We start from the raw sequence: 15,551 nt of genomic DNA on the forward strand, positions 1-15,551 counted from the left end.
CATGCCCGCCGCGCCCGAAAGACCCGCGCCGCCTATCCGCCGATAAAGATGCGCGCCTCCGCGCCCCATCCATAGCCTTCGCCCCACTGCGCCACAGCCATCAGGGCGCTGGCGCCGATCCCGCCGGGAAAGTCTTCCGCGATGGCCTCGACCGCATAGGCGAAAGCCTCCACCTCGACCTCGGCTGCCCGCAAGACGCGTTCCCCATCCAGCACGCGGATGCGATAGCGTCTTGCGTCAAGCTCGCCCTCGGCGTTCCATCCGGCGCCGGGCAGCCGCGCACGCGGCGTCCATCGCAACGCCAGGGCGCCGCTCTCGCTCTTCTCCGCCGCCAATCCCATCGGCGACCACGGCCGATAGTAGACGCCCTGCGGCGTAAAGATGGTCTGCGCAAACCGGTCGCCGCCCGGCGGCGCACCCCGCGGTCCGGCTCGGCAGAGCAGCGGCAGCCCCCGTTCGCTCCGTCCGATGTCCACCCGAGGCAACCCTGCGCCCATGAACACCGCCAGCGCCCCTTCAGTCGCACCCGTCGCCATGTCCACATCCGTCCCCTGCTGCGCGCGACGCAGGCCGCTCAGCCGCCAGTTGTCGGCGCCGGTCATCTCGGCTTGGCGGAACTGCAGCAACTCCCAGCCTCCGCCCGCACATTCCACTGCGATGACGTTGGCTCCGCCCAGCACCGCCGCCTCGGACGCGCTCGACGGCGCCTGGCCTTCGAGCTTCATCTCCAGCGCATTGACCTCGTCCCAGCCGTCGGTGAGACCGGGCTCCAACGGCGCGAGCAACACCCCCACGGTCGCGGGCGTCTCCACCGCCGCGCGCACCGTCAGGCTGTCGGGCGTCGCCCCCATATGCAGGCTCATCGGCCGCCACGGCTCGGCCGCCAGCGCCACCAGCGGCCGGTCGTCATCTTCCGCCCCCGACAGCGGCGGCAGATCCAGCAGCCGCAACAAAGGCGCGCCGGGCGCCTCCGCCTCGCCCCCGCTCCGCCAATCCTCTTCCGGGTCCAGCACCAGCGCCTCCCGCAGCGGTCGCAGGCGCAACCGCGGCGTCTCGTCCATCGCCGCCTGCTCGACCCGCCACAGGCCGCCGCGTCCTTCCACCCTCACCGCATCACCGGGCTCGACCCGCAAGGCCAACTCCGGCCCGGCCGCCAGCGTCAGCGCCTCCTCGCCTTCTCCCTCCAACAGTCGCCTCGCCGCCCGTGTCGCCAGTCCGCTGCCGCAGGCCACCGGCAGATCCACATCCAGCCCGCCGTCGTCCTCCACCTCGTCCGAGCGCACCGTCACCGCGCCTGTCTGATAGTCCGCCGTCTCGTCGATGAACCGCACCCGCGCCGTGCCGGGCCGCCGTTCCAGCGACCGCTCCGCCACATCCGGCGCGCCCTCTTCCTCCAGCGCCAGGTCGTCGCGAGCCACGTCCAGAACCTCGCCCGACCGTCCGATCACGGCGATTCTGCCGCCCCTCTCCGCCGCCACGGCATCGAAGGCAGTCAGCAGCGGTCCCAGAGCGTCTCGGGTCCGCATCGGCCGGTCGATCACATAGCCCGCCGCCGCACCCTCCACGCCCTCCACGACAAAGCCGTCCTCGCCCACGCCCCCGCGCCTCAGCACCGCCGCGATCAGGTCCCGCGCGTCGCCCGTCAGCCGTCCGTTCAACCAGTGCCCGCTGCGCCAGGCGCCCGCGTCCGCCCAGACATCCGCCCTCGCCGGAAAGGCCGGATAGGGTCGCGCATCCCAGCACCAGGCGTTCGCCCCCTCCAGCATCCGGCCGCCATAGACCGAAGAAACCGGATTGTTCTCGAGCGCCGCATAGTGCGCCAGCACCGCCTCCAGCGCCGCCCGCTGCACCGCGTCGTCTCTCGCGCCGCTCGAGTGCGGCGGAAGCCGGCCTTCCGAACTCTTGGGGTCCTGAAACAGGTTGGGCGCATTGCCGCCCCTGTCCACCGCCGCGCAGCCGAACTCCGACAGCCGCACCGGCTTCATGCCCGGGATCCAGGCGGTCGGCGTCGCCTTTCGCGCGCCGCCCGGCCGATCATGGTGCGCATTCGACCACCAGCCCTTCAGGTCCTTGGGCCGGAACAGCCAGTCCTCGCCGTGCGCCGTGTCGCGGATCGGCGTCCGGATCTGAGCCGCACGCTCGGCCTCCCCGCCGTAGAACCAGTCGAAATTCTCGCCGCCCGCCACGTTCGCCGCCAGATAGGCCTGATCGCTTGCGCCGCCGTACAGCGCCCCGTCCACCCCGCCGTCGCCCTCGCGCCAGTCGCTCAGCGGCGGATACCAGTCGATCGATACATGATCGATGTTCGGATTCGCCCACAGCGGATCGAGGTGAAAGATCACGTCCCCCGTCCCCGGCTGATGCCCGAAATACTCGGACCAATCCGCCGCATAGGACAGCTTCACATCCGGCCCGACCACGGCCCGGCACTCGGCCGCCAGGGTGCGGTATTGCGCCACCGCCGGATAGCCGCCCGCCTGATCCCGCGTCCACGTCAGCCCGCGCATCTCCGAGCCGATCAGCAGCCCGTCCGCGCCTTCCTCCCGTGCGATCCGCGCGTAGTGCAGCGCCATCCAGCGCAAGCCCCAGCCGTCCTCGTCGCCGAACAGGGCCGCCACCTGCGCCGTCGCCTGCGGCCCGTCCTCGCCTCGCACCCGCCCGCGCCAGGGGTGCGGCGCCTGCCGTGCGCCGCCATACGGATCGGGCAGCGCATTATCCCCCGGCACGTCCATGAAGACGAACGGATACAGCGTCACCTCCAGCCCCCGCGCCTTGAGCTCGCGGATCGCCTGCCGCACGCTGTCGTCTGATGGCGTCCCGCCATAGGCCGGCCGGCCGTCCACCTCCGAGATTAGATAGGCGTCGCCCCGTTCCAGCCCCGCGACCGACCACCTCAGCGGCTCCGTCGGCTTGTCCCGGCGCTCCACCCCCGGCCGCACTCGGCAGTGGCCGGCCCGCAGATCGTCGCCGAACCAGCCGACCACCAGGCTGACCCGCTTCAGGTTCGGAGCCTGCGCCTGCAACTGATCCAGGGACACCAACAGGTCCGCCCGTCCCTCGCCCGCGTGCACATTCTCCGGCTTGGTCCGCGTCAGCCCCTCGCGCCGCAGCACGACGTCTGTCGCCAGCGCGAACTCGCCCGCGCCGGGGATCAGGCACACGCCCTCCAGCCGATCCTCCAGCCTCGCCCCGCTCCCTACCGGCCGACGGAACACCTCGAAACTCAGCTGCGGCGGCCGGTCGCCATAGGCTGTCAGCGGCAGGTCCTCGAACACCACATAGGCCGTGCCTCGATACGCCGGCGCCCCGCCTTCCACCGCCTCGATCAGCGGGTCCGGCTGCTGGTCCTCCGTTCCGCGATGCAGACGCATGGCGATCCCCGCCGTCTCCATCGGCTGGCCGTCCGCCCAGATGCGCCCGATCCCGTCGATCGGCCCCTCGCCCAGCGCCACCGCAAAGCTCAGCGAATAGTCGTAGTCGACCGTCTTCGGCCCGCCCTTGCCGCCACGCTGCTCGGTGCGGCGTTCCTGGAACCGCGCGGCCCAGATCACCTGCCCCGCGACCCGCGCCCGTCCGAACACGCAGGGTATCGGCGCGCCCTCCGCCGCGCCCTGGATCTTCAGCCCGTCCAGCCGAGGCCCCACCTGCCGCGCCGGCGACAAGGCGCCCAGCAGCGCCCCGTCCGCCATCCGACCAAGCGTCGCCCCCAGGACCCGGCCGATCCCGCCCCCAACCGCCCCGCCGATCCCGCCCAGCACCACCTGCGCCATGTCTTGTCAGCCCTCCCATCCAGGCCAGCGAAACACCGCCGCCAGCCGCCTGCGCCACCAGACGCCCATCCAGCTCTCCACCACCGCCCGCCCCCAGTAGGCGTGGATGATCCGAGGCTCCGGCCCCGCCGCGTCGCTCAGGATCGCGCAGTGCTTGACCATCGCCTCCGGGCTCATGCGGAACAGCAGCACATCGCCGGGCCGCATCGCCTCGACCGGAACCTCGACCAGCCACCGCCGCGCCGCCTCCAGCAGCGTCTCTTCGCACCCGACCTCGGCCCAATCGGCGCGGTACGGCGGCAGGGCTTCAGGCTCCTCCCCCACCACCTCGCGCCACACCCCGCGCACCAGCCCCAGGCAATCCGCGCCTGCGCCCTTCACGCTGGCGCCATGTCGATAGGGCGTGCCCAGCCATCCTCGCGCCGCCTCCACCACCTGCATTCCTCCCCCCTTGGGGGAGGGGGACCGCGCATCGCGCGGAGGAGGGGGCAAGACCACGCCTCTCATCGCCGGCTCCCCCCGTCCCGCCGCCCGCTCGTCGCCGCATGCGCCACCAGGAAGTCGTCGCCCGGCACATCCGGGAATCCGCGAAAGTTCACTCCATTGCCGAACACGCCGACGCAGGTCGCCCAGCGCCCGTCGCAGGTTGCGCCCGCCTCCGCCGCGATTCCGCACCGCCCATCTCCCAGCCGCGCATCGCACATCCGGCCATAGGTCCGCCCGACCACCCGCTCCAGCATGCCCAGCGGCCCTTCCAGGTCCGCCGTGAACCGCTCGCCCTCGCGTCGGATGCGGGTCAGGCTCGCCGTCCACAGCCGCACCCGCAGGTCAGGCCGCTCCCAGTCCACGCGCCACAACTCGACCGCCGCCTCGTCAAAGGCGCCGGCCGCAATCGCCTCTTCCGTGATCGCCGCGTCGTCCAGCGCGCCCGCAGCCGAGGCCGCGCCCGCCGCCAGGCCGACGGCGCTTTCCGCCGCCCCCGCCGTCCAGCCGCTCTCCGCCCGACAGCGCACGCCGTCCACCGTCAGATCGCAATCATGATCGGTGAACCCAAGCCGTACGCCGTCCCGCCGTCTCAGCAGCCAGACATGACACAGCGTCGCCGCCCCGCTCGCCATGCGGGCGGCCATTTCGTCCGGCACGTTCCGCATGGTTCAGACCCGCACTTCGATCAGCGGCACGGCCGCCATTCGCCCGGCGTCGAAGCTTTCCAGCGACGCCTCGATCCGATCGGCATCGAACCGGACCGGCGTGTCGAACAGGAATCCCGCCGTCACGGCCGCACCGCCCGCCGCCGGCTCGGCCAGTGTCACCACGCCGGTGATCGCATCGAACGCCGCCTCCACCACGGCTCCATTCACCGCCACCGTCGCCGAACCCTCGACGGGTTTGCGGATCGGCCGGCGCACCTCGCCATAGGCCTTGGTCAGCTCCCATGTCCGCCGGACGCCGTCGCCGGTGCCGATCCGCTGGTCCGTCGCCGCTGGCGTTCCGCTCGGCGCACAGGACTTGAAGTCGGCGAAGTCGCGGAACCGGAATCCATACAGCCGCCCGCGCCGCGCCTCGAAGAACGCCGTCAGCGCCGCCATGTCGTCCAGCGTGCGCAGGTTGGCCCCGATCAGATAGCGTCTGCGCCCCTGCGCCCACGGGCTCGATCGGCGCTCGTACCCGGACGCCAGCGTCACCACCTCCGTCCGCCGCTCGATCCCGCCGCTCGATCCGAACGCTAGCCGCGCCGGCAGGCGCACCTCGTGAAAGCTCATGGTGCTTCCTGTCTTCAGTTTCACTTGTTCGCGTTGCGCCGTTCCGCCATGCTCAAGCTTCCACGAGGGGCGAACACGACATGCGCGGCGAGATTCTCAGCTATGACGCGGCCGCGGGCGGCGGTCTGATCAGCGGCGACGACGGCCAGCGCTACGGCTTCACCTCGTCCGCGCTCCAGACGCCCGCCGTGCCCGCCCCTGGCGTCCGCGTCGACTTCGTCGCCGACGGCGCCGACGCCCGCGACATCGTCATCCTGGCCAGCGCGCAGACCGCATCCGCCCAGCCGGCCTATGCGACCGCAGGCTCGGCCGGCCTGCCCGACGTGTCCGCCGTTGACTGGAAGACCCTGATGCTGTCCTTCGAAGGCCGCATTCGCCGCTCGCACTTCTGGATGGCCTGGCTGATCCTGCTGGGCGCCAACGTGGTCGCCGGCTGGCTGCCGCTGATCGGCGTCCTGATCAGCCTGGCGCTGATCTGGCCGAACGTGGCCATCACGGTGAAGCGCCTGCACGACATGGGCCGCACCGGCTGGCTGGCGCTGGTTCCCTTCGTCGTGGCCGTGGCCATGTTCATCGTCGGCATCATCTTCTTCGGCCTGGGCGCAATGATGGGCGGCGGCTCGGACGGCGATTTCGAGAACCCCGTCGCGGCCTTCGCCATGTTCGGCCCTGCGCTGGGCGCCTTCGCCGTCGCCGCCCTTATCGGCTTCGCCTTCCTGCTGTGGATCGGCCTGACGGACAGCCAGCCCGGCGAGAACCGCTTCGGCCCGAACCCCAAGGCGCTCTGAAACGCTCAAGCAGCCTAGCGCCGTGCGCAAGGCGATAGCGCCTTAGAATGCCCGCCGCGCGCCCACGCTCACCGCGCGCGCCAGCATCTGCGCGATCTGCGCCTCGGACCTCAGCAGGGCCGGGGCGCCGCCGTCCACCCGCACATTGACGGTCACGCCCCCCCGCCGGACGGCTCCACCATTCCGCCCTGCGCCGGCCGGAACACCTCCGGCCCGCGCTCGCCGACCAGATAGGCGCCGCCCGCCAGCACCGGCCCGCCGTCCGCCCGCGCGCCGCCAAACATGCCGCCAACGGCCTGCGCGATCGCATCGCCCAGCCCGCCGCGTCCCGACCCCCCCGCCATGTTCACCGCGCCCAGCACCGCGCGCGCCAGCTCCGCCAGCGTCACCTCCCCGTCCGCCGCCGCCCGGCTCAGCGATCGGACCAGGCTCTCGCCCGCGCGACCGAACGCCTGGTCGATGGCGTCCGCCGCCTCCTGCGCCGGTCCTTTCAGCGCCTCCAGCGCCGCCGCCGCTTCCGCCGCCTGCAGCGGCAGGACCTCCAGCCCGTCGGGCTTCCACGCATCACTCATCCGGCCACCGCTCCATCATCAGGCTCATCTCGCCACGTCCCAACGGCGCGCCCGCCTCCGCCCGCGCCGTCAGCATCCGCCATTCCTTCAGCGACAGCCGCCAAAAGGCGTCCGGCCCCACCCCCATCATCGCCGCCGCCCGCATCATCCCAGCCCATGGGGTCTTCATCCGGCGCAGGCCGCGAACGCGCGCGCCACCCCGTGCGCCGCCTCGCGCGGATCGACCTCGGCCCGGCTCAGGCCCACCGCCGCCTCATCCTCGCCCCCGCCGCGCAGCAAGGCCTCCAGCACCGCCAGCAGGTCTCGCGCCGACAACCGCCGCATCCGCTCGGCCACGGCCTCCAACCCGTCCACGCCCAGCGCCGTCTCGATCTCGGCCAGCGCACCCAGTGTCAGGCACAATCGCCGCTCGTGCCCCGCCAGCATGACCCGCACCTCCCCACGCGCCCCGTTCACGCCGCCGCTCACAGGCTTGAGAACCCGATCGCGCCCGCGCTGGCCAGGCTGATGGCGAACGTCGCCTCCCCCTCGTGCTCGCCCGCATATTCCAGCGCCGAGACCAGGAACGGTCCCTCCAGCACCCCGAAGTCCGGCACGATCAGCCGCCAGATTCTGGCCGCCTGTTCGAAGAAGGCTTCGCGGATCAGCGCATCCGACGCCGCGTCGCGGAATATGCCCTGCCCCGACACCGCCGCCGACTTGACCCCCGCGCCCGCCAGCAGCTCGCGCCAGCGCCCGGCGCTGTCCCCGTCCGTCGCATCCACCGTGCGCGCGTTCAGCGAGATCGTCCGCGCTCTCAGCCCCGCCACCGTGGTGAAAGCGCCGCCGGCGCCCTCGATCTTCAACAGAATGTCCTTGCCGCGTTGCGCCGCCATCTACTCGTTCTCCCTGATATCTTCGGTCACCGCCCGCACCCGCAGCACCGCCTGCGTCCGCCTCCAGTCGCCGGTCCGGAACACGTCGCTGAACACCACGGCCACGCTGACGGTCCGCACCCCGTCCGCCTCCAGCACCGCATCCTCCAGCGCCGCCCGCACCGCCCCCGCGATCCGTCTCGCCTCTTCCAATCCGGGAAACCGCGACACCGCCGTCAGCGTCAGCCGATGCTCGATGCCGCACCCGTCCGCCGCCACCGGGCGGCTCTCGCCCCTTCCCACCAGCAGCCTCGGAAAGCCCCCATGATCGAGGTTGGCGCCGGGCGGCTGGTCCCAGACCCTTGCCGGATCTCCCAGCACCGCCCTGATCCCCGTGTCGCTCCGCAGCCGCTCGATCAGCGCCCGCTGCAGCGCGCCTTCATGGTCGCTCATCGCATCCGCTCCAGATCCAGCGTCACGCGCCCCGGCCGCCGCTCGCCGTCCACCCCGACGATTCGCCAGTCCGCGCCGCCTAACCGCAGCACCCGTGCTTCGATCAAACGGGGATCGGCCCGCGTCTCCGCGCTCAGCGTCTCCACCCCGCGTGGTCCCGCATCGCCGTCCGCCCGCTCGCGCCGCCTGCGCGCCCCGCATTTCAGCCAAGCCGAGCCCAGGGCCTCGAACGTCACGCTGCGCCCGCCATAGGGCGTCTCCGCCTCCACCGCCTCGAGCAGCCCCGCCAGCACCCGCATCCCCGCGCTCACAGCCGCACCACGCGATAGGGCGCGACCCAGGCCTCCACCGGCCCGATCGGCATGTCGCTCTCGCCGCGCTCGTAGGCCCGTAAGGCCAGCATCAGGATCGCCAGCCTCAGCGGCGCGGGCGAGGTGGACGTCAGGCTCAGCCCCACATCCCCCTCCACCCTCGCCCGCGCGGCCTCGATCAGGGTGGCGATCAGCCCGTCCTCCGCCGTGTGCTCCACGCGCAGAAACAGCTTCGCCTCCATCAGGGCGACGGGTGCGGTCATTGAACGCCTCCAGTTGTCAGGAAGAAACACGGCCTTCTCCTCCCCATCGCTTTGCGATGGGGAGGAGGACCACGAAGTGGTGGAGGGGTTCTGTCCGCCACCCGGAACCCCTCCGTCTCGACGGCTCCGCCGCCGATCCACCTCCCCATCTCCGATGGGGAGGAGAGATGGTCGCCTGTCACCCGCCTCTACGAGGCGGCGAACTTCATCACCTTGATGGCGTCAAAGTTCTGCACCCCGCCGCCGACCCGCTTGGTGGTGTAGAACAGCACATAGGGCTTGGCTGAATATGGGTCCCTCAGCACCCGCACCCCGGCCCGGTCGACGATCAGATAGCCGCGCTGGAAATCGCCGAAGGCGATGGACAGGCTGTTCGCCGCCACGTCCGGCACCGTCTCGATCTCCGTCACCGGATAGCCCAGCAAGGACGCCGTCTCCCCCAGCCGCGCCGCCGGCTGCCAGATATAGGCGCCGTCCGCGTCCTTGAACTTGCGGATGGCCGACACCGTCCGGCGGTTCATCACGAACCGGCCGTTCGGCCGGTACTGGGCCTTTGGCGCATAGACCAGGTCGATCAGCCGGTCCGCCGGGCTCCCGGACGAGAATCCCCCCGCTGCCCCCGACGCCACATAGCCGATCTGGCCCCAGCCCGCCGTCGCGTCCGCCACGGTCGAATAGCTCAGGAACCCGCGAGGCTTGTTCACGCCGTCGCCGCCCACGAAGGCCTGCGTCTCCTGCGCGGCGAAGGCGTCCTCCACCTCGGCCGCCAGCCATTCGTCCAGGTCCAGCATGGCGTCGTCCAGCAACGCCTGCGTCGCCGCCGGATTGGCGTAAAGGTCCGCCGCCGGGAACTCGAGCAGCGCCAGCGTCGCCGGGTCCGTCTCCGGCCGCGCCGCCGTCTCGGCCACCCAGCCCGACGCCACGCCCGCCGTCGACACCGGCTTGCGGAACAGGCCGGACGCCACGGTCCGCACCGTCGCGATCTCGCGCATCGGACTGGCCGCCATCAGCCTGCGCTCGATTGCCCGCTCGGTCTCGGGCGGAACCACATAGCCGCCGGACGACGCGCCGCCCGACAGCCCCGCCTTGACCTCCAGCACCTGCGGCGCCGTTCCCGTCTTCAGATAGCCGTCCCACGCGGACTTCTCCTCCCCATGGAATGGGGAGGGGGACCGCGAAGCGGTGGAGGGGTTGCCAGACCCATCACCAACGCCGCCCAGCATCGGCCGTCGCGCCTCCGCCCCGATCCGCTCCAGCCGCGCCTGCGCCTGGCTCACCGCCTGGTCGATGCGAGCGACCTTTTCCTCCAGCAGCCCGTCCGCCGCCTTCCGTTCGATGGCCGCCAGCCTCTGGTCGTTGGCGTCCTTGAACGCCTCAAACGCCGCCAGCATCTCGCCCACCACAAGGCGCGCCTCCGGCGAACCCGCCGGGGCCTGTTTGGTCTCTTTCATGATGTCTCCGGTTTAGAAAACTTCGTCCGCGCCCAAACGGCGCATGACCTTTGTCAGGCGAGGCGGAACCGCGCCCCCGGCAGCATGGGGAAGGTCACCAGCGACACCTCCCACAGCTCGACCCCGCTCAGCACCCGCAGCCGTCCGTCCCGCCGCGCCCTTGCGGTGCGGTATCCGATCGACAGCCCGTCCAGCGCGCCCGCTCTCGCCAGCGCCGCCGCCATCCGGGCTGCGGCGGACCAGGGCTCGATGCGGCCGCGCACGCGCAGGCCCCGCTCGTCCTCCTCCACCTCGTCCCAGACGCCGACCACCGCCGCCCCGTCATGACCGTGCAGCATCCGCACGCCGCCCGCGCCGCTCCTCGTCAGGCTGTCGCGAAAGGCGTCCCGCTGCACCACGTCGCCGTTCAAATCGGCCACGCCCCACAACGATGCATAGCCCTCGATCACCAGCGGCCCACTCATCGCCGCTCCAGCCGCTGTTCGATCCGCTCCACGGCCGCGCGGGTGGCGACGCCCTGCTCCTCCAGCCGCACCAGACGTTCGGCCACCAGCCGCTGCTCGCCCATGCGCGCCTCCAGCGCCCCGATCCGCGCCGCCGCCCCGCCGGCCCAGATCAGGCCCGCCGCCGTCTGCACGATCAGGGCCGCCACCACCGCCGGCGGAACCCGTTTCCACTCATCCATCACGTCCCCACCCCCGCCATCCGCCGGCGCTCCTCCTCGGTCAGAAAGGTCGCCGCGTTCAGCCGCGCCCACAGCGCGTCTCGCTCGGGCTGCAGCGCCGGAACCGCCTCCAGGTCCGGCTCGACCACGCATCCGGGGAACCGCTGCCCCAGCCATCCGGACAGCGCGCCCGCCGCCTTGCGAACCAGCGGGATCACCGTCCCCCGCCAGAAGGCCGCATTGGCCTCGCGATAGTTGGCGTAGGTCGCGTCCCCCGGGATGCCCAGCAGCTGCGGCGGAACCCCGAACGCCAGGGCGATCTCCCGCGCCGCCGCATGCTTGCCGGCGATGAAGTCCATCTCGGACGGGCTCAGGCTCATCGCCTTCCAGTCCATGCCGCCTTCCAGCAGCAGCGGCCGTCCCGCGTTGGCCGCCCCCGTGTGACCGTCCGCCAGCTGCGCCTTCAGCGCCTCGAACTGCTCGGCCGTCAGCCGCTCTCCGTCGCGCGCGCCATAGACCAGCGCCCCGCTGGGCCTCGCCGCATTGTCGAGCAGCGCCTTGTTCCAGGCGCCCGACGCATTGTGCACGTCGATGGCGAAGGCCGCCGCCTCCAGCGGCGAGAAGCCGTACCAGTCGTCCGTCGGGTGAAACAGCTTCAGCTGCATGACCGGCGCCCAGCCGTCGGCGCGGCGCGCGATCCTGACCTTGCGCCCGTCCACCGCATACTCCCACGCCTGGGGCCAGCCCTGCGGTCCCGGAACCACCGTCATCCGATCGGGCCGGAGGCTCCACAGCTCCTCCGGCGGGCCGTCGTCGCCCCCGGTCGCCTCCAGATAGGCGTTCCCCGCCACCTGCAGGGCGCCGTACAGCGCCTCCATCAGCTCCGCACCCGACTGTTCGGGATTGGGCTTGGCCAGCAGCCGCGCCAGCGGATGCGCATTGTCCCGCGCCCCGTCCACGAACACCTGGAACGGCGCCGAGGCCGCCGCCTCCGCGATCATCCGCACGCAACGATAGGCCACGGCGTTCCGGGCGAACCCCTCCGTCGCCAGCGAGCGATAGTCGCGCGGCGTCCACCGCGCCCGCCCCACGTGCGAAAAGGCGATCAGCGGCCCGGCGGCGCTTGCCTTGCTTTCGGGCGCAGACGCCTGCGCCGCCTGACCGAACGGCCAGCGGATCCCCTTCATCCCCACCTCCCTGGTTTGTTAAAGCGAGACCGCCGCCGCCATCAGCGCATAGCCGGCGGGCCTCGGATGCAGCCCGTCGCCGGTCAGCGCCCCTTCCGCCGGCGCCTTCCAGCGCCCGCTGACGCCGTCTTCCAGCACCGCCGCCACGTCGAACACGCCCGTCAGATGCGGCGACGGCGCCGATCTCAGCCAGCTGTTGATCGCCTGCCGCTCGGCCTCGTTGGCGTAAGGCGTCTGCCCGCCCAGCGTCGCCCAGCCATCGCTCGACGTCGTGCGCGGCGTCAGCGTGGTGTGGAACACCTCCAGCCCCCGTCCGGCCAGCCCCTTCCACAGGGCCAGCAGACTCGCCTGCACCTGCGCCGCCGTGCGGCCGATCACCAGGTCGTTGATCCCGTGATTGCACACCGCCGTCGTCGCATGCTGTGCGGCCAGCGCCATGCGCCGTCCGCCGCCGCTCACGATCTGCCCCGCCTGCTCGGCCGGCATGGCCAGGCTCGACCAGCCATACCGGCCGCCCACCGCCCGCACCACAAAGCCCAAGTCGTTGGCCGGATTGTCCGCCTGGCCCGAGGCGATGCTGTCGCCCAGCACGACGATCGCCCTCTGCGCCGTGGCCGTCAGTCCGGTGATCGCCAGCGGCCCGTAGCCATAGGCGAACGCGGTCGGCACCGTCCCGCTGGTGGTCAGGTCCGCCCCGCCGCCCGACAGGTTGCTGCCCTCGCCGTCGCCCGGGACCGTGGTCACGCCCAGCGGCCACCGGCCGCCGCTCGCCGCCGACACATGGGTCCGCACCCAGGCCTGCGCTCCCGCCGGGATCGAGACGCCCGCGCCCGCATCGCTCGCCGCCTGCGCCCCCGGCTCCAGCACGACCTCGCGCCGCCCGCCAAAGAAGACCGGCGTCATCGTCCCGGCCGGATGTTCGATCGCCGCCCGGATTGTGATCGCGTTCGGCCCCGCCGCCTCGTTCGCCCCGTTGGGCATGCGCCAGTTGGCGTAAACCAGCCCCACGTCCAGCGCGTCCTCGGCGCCCACGGTGATCCGCTGACGATAGGTCGCCTGGGTCGCTGCTCCGTCCGACAGGCCGTTCCTCAACAGCACGCCGCGCCCCGCCACCAGCCGCCGCCGCCTCGCCTCCACCTCGTCGCGAAAGGCCGCGCCCGCGTCCCTCAACGTCACGAACCCGCTCATGCCCGCGCCTCCGTCACCACCATGCGCCCTTGATCATCGGTCACGATCCGCCCGTCGTGGGTCACCACCGCGAAGCCCTCCGGCGCCTCGACTACGCCGCTCGCGGCCAGCACCCCGCCTGGCGCCGCGCCCATCGCATCCAGCTCGATCATCAGTCGAACAGCGCCACGATCTGCCCGGCGCTCGTCCCCGTCGCCAGCACCCGACGCACCTGCACCGGCAGATACCCCGCCGGATGATTGGCGAAGACCACCGCCTCCCCGTCCGCCGCATCCACCGTCAGCACCCGCACCGATCCCGCGACGCCCAGGTACAGCGCCTTTGCATACACAGGCAGATCCGCCCCATCGTCCGGCGTCACCGCCCGCGCCCTCCGCGCCGGCCCGCCCGCGCTCCGCCCATGATTCAGCAGCCCGTCTCGATCCGCGATCGCCGGCATCGTTTTGTCTCCTTTTTTTACAATCTCTCCTCCCCATTCCATGGGGAGGTGGCGCGGCGCGGAGCGCCGTGACGGAGGGGTTCTCCTCCGCCGCTCAGAGCCCCTCCGTCTCGCCGGCTCACGCCGACGATCCACCTCCCCATCGCTGCGCGACAGGGAGGACAATCCGTCACAGCACCCGTATCCTCGGCCCGGGCCTACGCCCATTCAGCATCAGCGCCGTTACCGCCCAGACCAGCGCATCCGCCCGGTCCGGGCTCGCCCCGTTGTCTGCCGCCCCCAGCGCCATCAGCTCTTCCTCCAGCTGTGGAAACGCCCCGCAGTGCACCACCCGACCCTGTTCATACAGCGCCGCCACCGGCTCGGCCCGCGCCGACTTGGACCGGCTGGCGTGCACCATCTTCACCTCGACCAGACAGCCCGCCTGGACCAGCACGTTGCGCACCATGTCCCCGCCCTGGTTGCCCTCGGCGATCACCGCATCGGCCTCGAACTCTCGAACCGCCCGCACGACCTCCCGCGCCCAGCCCAGCGGGCTCAGCCCCCTCGCCGTCCGGTCGGCCAGCACAAAGACCCGCTCGTCCCTGCGCCCCGCCACCACGATGCCGCAGGCGTCGCCGCCCGCCGTGGCCGGCGGATCGACCGCCACCACCGTCCGCTCCAGTTCCGCCGGCCGCGCGCCCCGCGCCCGCTTCAAGTCCTCGATCCTGAACAGGGCGCCGTCGCTTTCGACCAGCACCCCCTCCATCTCCTGCGCCTCCAGCCGCGTGCCGCCGTACAGCGTCTTCAGATGCTCCAGGAACCCGGGCGCCAGGTTCTTCGCGTTCAGCCCCGTCGCTCCGCGATCCAGCACCAGCCCCGCCTCGGCCATCAGCCGCCGCAAGGCCGCCGTGGGACGAGGCGTCGTCGTCACCGCCAGCCGGGGCTCGGTCCCCAGCCGCAGCCCGAACCGCAGGTTCGACAGCACCAGCTCCGGCTGGCGCCAGGCGCAGAACTCGTCGGCCCAGGCCGCATGGAACTGCGGCCCTCTCAGGCTGTCCGGGTCTTCTGCCGAAAAGGCGTAGGCTGCCGAGCCGTTCTTCCACACCAGCCTGCGGCGACCCGCCTCCCACCGAGGCCGATCGCCCGCCACGCCAAAGCTCTTCAGCCCGGAGGCCCCCTCCACCATAACCTCGCGCACGTCGTGCAGCGCCGGCCCTACCAGGGCAAAGGTCCTCGGCGTCTTTCGCGCCAGATGGTCGATCCACCACGATCCCGCAAAGGTCTTGCCCGACCCTCGCCCGCCGAGCAGCAGCCAGGTCCGCCAATCGTCACCTTGCGGCGCTACCTGATGGTTCAGCAGACCCGCTCTCCTCAAGGCGAGCTCGAGCCGCGGCCCGCTCAGCTGCTGCGGCTCGCTTCTGTTCAAGTATCCCTTCGAGCTGATCATATCGCTTGACGAGCTCGGCCCGCAGCCGCTCGTCTCGCTCGGGGTCGTCGTGTCCACCGTTCATCTCGTCCTCGTCTTCGCGTGGAGAGGCGGCGCAGGCGCGGCGGCGCAGGTCATCGACGAACTTGGCCGTGCGCGCGATCACGCCCACGGTCCGCATCCGTTTTTCGACCTCGGCCGTGTTGGCGGGTTTGTCTTCGGCGACCAGCACCTCGACGCCCTCGTCCACCACCGCCTTCAGCAGGCCGAACAGCTCGCCCAGCCACCCGGCGCCGTCGTCCGCCGCCCCCGCCCTGTCCCCTTTTCCCGCCATGCCCAGAACATACCGGACCAGCGTCCCCAGGCGCGCAGATCGCCGCGAGAAAAGCTCAACCCCTTGACGATATTCAGCTTCCACCAGCGTCATTGCGCTGGCGGGC

At 71.8% G+C, this 15,551-nt stretch carries 20 protein-coding genes and 1 pseudogene; 1 reads left to right on the forward strand and 20 read right to left on the reverse strand.

Going from position 1 to position 15,551, the window contains the following annotated elements; translation table 11 throughout:
* Nucleotides 1-32: 32 nt before the first annotated feature.
* The 4 genes from KY493_RS09135 to KY493_RS09150 form a co-directional block, all read right to left on the reverse strand.
* Entirely contained in the window at nucleotides 33-3,770 is a 3,738-nt protein-coding gene (locus tag KY493_RS09135) for a glycoside hydrolase/phage tail family protein (protein WP_219896052.1), read from the reverse strand.
* A gap of 6 nt (nucleotides 3,771-3,776) precedes the next feature.
* Nucleotides 3,777-4,211 (reverse strand): NlpC/P60 family protein, encoded by a 435-nt coding sequence (locus KY493_RS09140; RefSeq protein ID WP_219896053.1) that lies wholly within the window; start codon nucleotides 4,209-4,211, stop codon nucleotides 3,777-3,779.
* Between the two features lie 62 nt (nucleotides 4,212-4,273).
* A complete protein-coding gene (locus KY493_RS09145; protein ID WP_219896054.1) occupies nucleotides 4,274-4,921 on the reverse strand; it encodes a DUF2163 domain-containing protein in 648 nt (215 codons plus the stop codon).
* Nucleotides 4,922-4,924: 3 nt separating this feature from the next.
* Nucleotides 4,925-5,533, reverse strand: a complete 609-nt coding sequence (locus KY493_RS09150; protein ID WP_219896055.1) for a DUF2460 domain-containing protein — start codon at nucleotides 5,531-5,533, stop codon at nucleotides 4,925-4,927.
* A gap of 80 nt (nucleotides 5,534-5,613) precedes the next feature.
* On the opposite strand from KY493_RS09150, the gene KY493_RS09155 reads away from it, so the two are divergent.
* Nucleotides 5,614-6,321, forward strand: coding sequence for a DUF805 domain-containing protein (locus KY493_RS09155; RefSeq protein WP_219896056.1), 708 nt, complete (start codon nucleotides 5,614-5,616; stop codon nucleotides 6,319-6,321).
* 42 nt (nucleotides 6,322-6,363) lie between these two features.
* Here the strand turns inward: KY493_RS09155 and KY493_RS09160 are convergent.
* The 16 genes and pseudogenes from KY493_RS09160 to KY493_RS09235 all read right to left on the reverse strand — a co-directional run bounded on the left by KY493_RS09160 (nucleotide 6,364) and on the right by KY493_RS09235 (nucleotide 15,445).
* Nucleotides 6,364-6,893: pseudogene (locus tag KY493_RS09160) on the reverse strand (phage tail tape measure protein).
* The gene (locus KY493_RS09165; protein ID WP_255567842.1) at nucleotides 6,886-7,062 is read right to left on the reverse strand and encodes a phage tail assembly chaperone; all 177 of its coding nucleotides are present in this window, start codon (nucleotides 7,060-7,062) and stop codon (nucleotides 6,886-6,888) included. Before KY493_RS09165 ends, KY493_RS09160 begins: the two are co-directional and overlap by 8 nt.
* Nucleotides 7,059-7,349: a GTA-gp10 family protein gene (locus KY493_RS09170; protein ID WP_255567843.1), complete on the reverse strand. Its 291-nt coding sequence runs from the start codon at nucleotides 7,347-7,349 to the stop codon at nucleotides 7,059-7,061. The genes KY493_RS09165 and KY493_RS09170 overlap by 4 nt, the downstream gene beginning before the upstream one ends.
* An 8-nt stretch (nucleotides 7,350-7,357) precedes the next feature.
* Nucleotides 7,358-7,768, reverse strand: a complete 411-nt coding sequence (locus KY493_RS09175; protein ID WP_219896057.1) for a phage major tail protein, TP901-1 family — start codon at nucleotides 7,766-7,768, stop codon at nucleotides 7,358-7,360.
* Nucleotides 7,769-8,200: a DUF3168 domain-containing protein gene (locus KY493_RS09180; protein ID WP_219896058.1), complete on the reverse strand. Its 432-nt coding sequence runs from the start codon at nucleotides 8,198-8,200 to the stop codon at nucleotides 7,769-7,771.
* The gene (locus KY493_RS09185) at nucleotides 8,197-8,511 is read right to left on the reverse strand and encodes a phage head-tail adapter protein (RefSeq protein ID WP_255567844.1); all 315 of its coding nucleotides are present in this window, start codon (nucleotides 8,509-8,511) and stop codon (nucleotides 8,197-8,199) included. Before KY493_RS09185 ends, KY493_RS09180 begins: the two co-directional genes overlap by 4 nt.
* On the reverse strand, nucleotides 8,508-8,774 hold the full coding sequence (locus KY493_RS09190) for a head-tail connector protein (RefSeq protein ID WP_219896059.1): 267 nt from the start codon (nucleotides 8,772-8,774) through the stop codon (nucleotides 8,508-8,510). The genes KY493_RS09185 and KY493_RS09190 overlap by 4 nt, the downstream gene beginning before the upstream one ends.
* Nucleotides 8,775-8,962: 188 nt before the next feature.
* Nucleotides 8,963-10,225: a phage major capsid protein gene (locus KY493_RS09195; RefSeq protein ID WP_219896060.1), complete on the reverse strand. Its 1,263-nt coding sequence runs from the start codon at nucleotides 10,223-10,225 to the stop codon at nucleotides 8,963-8,965.
* A 53-nt stretch (nucleotides 10,226-10,278) separates the two neighbouring features.
* The gene (locus KY493_RS09200; RefSeq protein ID WP_219896061.1) at nucleotides 10,279-10,689 is read right to left on the reverse strand and encodes an HK97 family phage prohead protease; all 411 of its coding nucleotides are present in this window, start codon (nucleotides 10,687-10,689) and stop codon (nucleotides 10,279-10,281) included.
* The gene (locus KY493_RS09205) at nucleotides 10,686-10,910 is read right to left on the reverse strand and encodes a hypothetical protein (protein WP_219896062.1); all 225 of its coding nucleotides are present in this window, start codon (nucleotides 10,908-10,910) and stop codon (nucleotides 10,686-10,688) included. Before KY493_RS09205 ends, KY493_RS09200 begins: the two co-directional genes overlap by 4 nt.
* Entirely contained in the window at nucleotides 10,910-12,076 is a 1,167-nt protein-coding gene (locus KY493_RS09210; protein ID WP_219896063.1) for a phage portal protein, read from the reverse strand. Before KY493_RS09210 ends, KY493_RS09205 begins: the two co-directional genes overlap by 1 nt.
* 18 nt (nucleotides 12,077-12,094) lie before the next feature.
* Nucleotides 12,095-13,264, reverse strand: a complete 1,170-nt coding sequence (locus KY493_RS09215; protein WP_219896064.1) for a GDSL-type esterase/lipase family protein — start codon at nucleotides 13,262-13,264, stop codon at nucleotides 12,095-12,097.
* On the reverse strand, nucleotides 13,261-13,416 hold the full coding sequence (locus tag KY493_RS09220; protein ID WP_219896065.1) for a hypothetical protein: 156 nt from the start codon (nucleotides 13,414-13,416) through the stop codon (nucleotides 13,261-13,263). The genes KY493_RS09215 and KY493_RS09220 overlap by 4 nt, the downstream gene beginning before the upstream one ends.
* Entirely contained in the window at nucleotides 13,416-13,703 is a 288-nt protein-coding gene (locus tag KY493_RS09225) for a hypothetical protein (RefSeq protein ID WP_219896066.1), read from the reverse strand. Before KY493_RS09225 ends, KY493_RS09220 begins: the two co-directional genes overlap by 1 nt.
* A 169-nt stretch (nucleotides 13,704-13,872) precedes the next feature.
* Complete coding sequence (locus tag KY493_RS09230; RefSeq protein ID WP_255567845.1) at nucleotides 13,873-15,060, reverse strand: DNA-packaging protein; 1,188 nt, start codon at nucleotides 15,058-15,060, stop codon at nucleotides 13,873-13,875.
* A complete protein-coding gene (locus KY493_RS09235; protein ID WP_219896068.1) occupies nucleotides 15,014-15,445 on the reverse strand; it encodes a hypothetical protein in 432 nt (143 codons plus the stop codon). The genes KY493_RS09230 and KY493_RS09235 overlap by 47 nt, the downstream gene beginning before the upstream one ends.
* Between the last annotated feature and the right edge of the window lie 106 nt (nucleotides 15,446-15,551).

Origin of the sequence: Brevundimonas sp. PAMC22021 (genome assembly GCF_019443405.1) — a bacterium.
Taxonomy (GTDB): Bacteria; Pseudomonadota; Alphaproteobacteria; order Caulobacterales; family Caulobacteraceae; genus Brevundimonas.